Below are 3,269 nucleotides of genomic sequence, written 5' to 3'. Positions count from 1 at the left end.
ATATGTGGATAATAGCTATACAGATGAATTTTATGAAGCTACTTATAATAAAGGAAGAATTGCAATTTTGCTATATAAAGATGAAGTTTCATATATATCATTTTCTGAAAAAGAAATAGGTGGTAGGAATTCTAGCATTCAGAGTGTTCCGACTGCATTTAATTTGTATTACAATAATAAAAATAGTAATAAGAAGTTATATTATTATTTTCTTAATCCATCAGGAAATGCTGAAACAGATTATTTAATATTTATATATAGGTTAATGAGCACAATCGGGTTTGAATTTTTGAATGCAGAAAAAACTTTACAACAAAAAATAAATTCATTTAATTCCATTGAAGATATTATTCATACTAGAAGAATTAATAAAAAGAAGAATAGTAGTAATAATTCAACATATATTACTAAAAGTAAATTAACGCATGTTGAAATATATGGTAAGACATATGGAGCTAATAAATATGAATCAACACTTATATGCTATGCTATATCAAAGTTAGCACCACAGCAATATAAAGTAACTTTATATGAAGTTTGTGATAAAGATTTGAGGGAATTACCTAAGAGTTGCTTAGATGTATTAATGGATATGGGCGTAATTAAGGTAGTTCCTACAGATATATTTTTGGAAAAGAAAGCATTTGAAAATAATAATAGTTTGAGGTCACCAAGATTTATTTATAATTTATTTGATAAATATGGAGAAAAGAAATGCGCACTATGTAACTGTAAAATACCTGAATTAATACAAGGAGCTCATATTTGGCCAGTAGCAAGTATAAAAAACGATCAATCTATTAATATAGATAAGAAGGTTTCATATGCAATAGATGGGGAAAATGGAATATGGTTATGTGAGAATCATCATAAAATGTTTGATGAAAATTTAATTAAAATTAATCCTCAAGGGAAGGTTTTAATTGATTCTACTTTAGAAACGCAGCATAAAGAATATATTAAAGAAATTACTATTCAAAAAGAGATATCTCAAGAGTATATTACTGAAAAATTTGCAAATTATTTAAGTAAAAGATATAAATAATGAATTAAAAAAGACAATTAAATATATATTATAATCATGTAAAAATAAAAGAGATACTTAAAGTAAAATGGTACCTATAAACAGGACACTAGAAAAAAAGTGTCTAGTTTATAGGTACTTTTTATGTATAATATTAATATCTATCTTGGAGGGAAAAAACATGAGTAAAATAACATTTGATAAAAGAGCTATTGAATTACTTAAGAAAAATCCATATGTTGTTAGAGTTAGCCAAAAGTCTATAACTTACTCTGATGAGTTTAAGCGATTTTTTATAGATGAATATTTAAAAGGAAAGCTTCCTAGAACAATTTTTGAAGAAGCTGGATTTGATATTAAAATACTTGGTGTTAAACGTTACGAGCAAGCGGCAGCTAGATGGCTAAAAGCTTACAATCGTGATGGAATTATAGGTTTGCGTGATACAAGAAAAGAAAACTCAGGAAGACCTGTTGATAAAGTTCTCTCGAAAGATGAAATCATTTCAAAGCAAGAAGCTAGAATTAAACTGTTAGAAGAGCAGGTAGAACTGTTAAAAAAATTAGACGTAACAGAAAGGAGGCTGGTAAACAGCTGCATAAATCTAAAAAGTAAGGAAGTATTTAAATTAATAAATGAAACCATTGTCCAAAACAATTTTAATAACATGGTTTCATACTTTTGCGATCTCTTAAAGGTTTCACGTTCGGGATATTATAATTATTTAAATACTTTAGATAATCAGAGAATTATTGAAGATAAAGATTTAGAGGCTAAAGAAAATATTTTAAAAGCTATGAATTATAGGGGCTATAAGAAAGGATCACGTTCAATAAAAATGGTTTTAGAAGGCGAGTATTCTATTGTTTATAGCAGAAAGAAAATTCAACGAATCATGAGAAAATACGATATTAAATGTCCTGTAAGAAAAACTAATCCTTATCGTAAGATGGCTAAAGCAACTAAAGAGCATCGAGTAGTTCCTAATTTATTAGAAAGAAATTTCAAACAAGGAATACCTGGGAAAGTACTACTAACCGACATTACTTACATACCATATGGTAATAATCATATGGCTTATTTGTCTACCATCAAAGATGGTAGTAGCAACGATATCTTATCTTATCATGTTTCAGATTCCTTAAAAATAGATATTGTAACAGTTACTATAGATAAGCTTATAGCTCAACATAAGAAAGCCCTTCATAAAGATGCATTTATTCATTACGACCAAGGAGCTCATTATACTAGCCCCACATTTCAAAAATTACTGAAGAAGAATAAATTAGGTCAATCAATGTCGCGCCGTGGCAACTGTTGGGATAATGCTCCGCAAGAATCTTTCTTTGGTCATATGAAAGATGAAGTTGATTTTAAAACATGTAAAACTCTTAAAGAAGTTATTGATGCAGTTGATGATTATATAGATTATTACAATAATTATAGGTATCAATGGAATTTAAAAAAGATGACCCCTAAACAATTTAGAAATCATCTTTTATTAGCTTCCTAGTCCCTTTTTTTATTGTGTCCTTGACAAAGGGTCCATTTTTCTCCCCATTTAAGCTACTCTTTAACTTTTTAATGCGTATACTACTCATAATCATAAGATAGTAAGTTAATTATTTATTTTTCTTAAACTCATCTAATTCCATATTAATGAATCAAGAAATCATTTCTCGATATAATGCTTAAGCCATGTCTTGATTAGCACCATATTCTTCTGCTTTGTTTCATAACTTATTTATTTTTATCTATTTATATACTTCTTTATTTCCCAATCAGAAACATTAGTAATATATTCTTTCCATTCTTCTTCCTTTATTTTTATAAAACGGTCTAAAACATGCTCTCCTAATGTTGACTTAATAACATCATCTTTCTTTAATTCTTCAATTGCTTCTTTTAAATTTTTTGGTAATGTATCTATATTTTTTTCTTGACACTCTTCTTTAGTCAGTTCATATATATTTTCATCTATACTCTTTGGTGGCAGTAATTTACGTTTAATTCCATCTAATCCAGCCATAAGACAACATGCTATTATTAAATATGGATTGGAAGCTGGATCTGGAGATCTAAATTCTACTCTTGTTCCACTACCTCTACTTGCAGGAATCCTTATTAATGGGCTTCTATTTTTACAAGACCATGCAATATGAACTGGTGCTTCATAACCTAACACTAATCTTTTATATGAATTAACTGTTGAATTACATATGGCTGTTAATGCCTTAGCATGATC

The 3,269-nt window shown here is 28.1% G+C and carries 2 protein-coding genes and 1 pseudogene; 2 read left to right on the top strand and 1 reads right to left on the bottom strand.

Annotated elements, in window-relative coordinates; genetic code table 11:
* Both Q0F58_RS18380 and Q0F58_RS18375 read left to right on the top strand, forming a co-directional pair.
* Positions 1 to 1,045, top strand: a 1,045-nt coding sequence (locus Q0F58_RS18380) for an HNH endonuclease (RefSeq protein ID WP_294379348.1), incomplete at its 5' end; no start/stop codon positions are given.
* Between the two features lie 160 nt (positions 1,046 to 1,205).
* Positions 1,206 to 2,537: an IS3 family transposase gene (locus Q0F58_RS18375; RefSeq protein ID WP_294379346.1), complete on the top strand. Its 1,332-nt coding sequence runs from the start codon at positions 1,206 to 1,208 to the stop codon at positions 2,535 to 2,537.
* A gap of 237 nt (positions 2,538 to 2,774) precedes the next feature.
* On the opposite strand, the pseudogene Q0F58_RS18370 reads toward Q0F58_RS18375, so the two are convergent.
* A pseudogene (locus tag Q0F58_RS18370) lies at positions 2,775 to 3,269 on the bottom strand (type I glutamate--ammonia ligase); the annotation flags it as partial.

This window comes from uncultured Clostridium sp., assembly GCF_934754915.1.
GTDB lineage: Bacteria > Bacillota > Clostridia > Clostridiales > Clostridiaceae > Clostridium.
The sequence above is the reverse complement of the archived record's forward strand: the minus strand, read 5'-3'. Positions and strand labels throughout refer to the sequence as shown.

What these genes read in the sequence shown, in the direction of transcription:
- Q0F58_RS18375 (WP_294379346.1), top strand. Translation starts at nt 1,206, where the DNA reads ATGAGTAAAATAACATTTGATAAAAGAGCTATTGAATTACTTAAGAAA.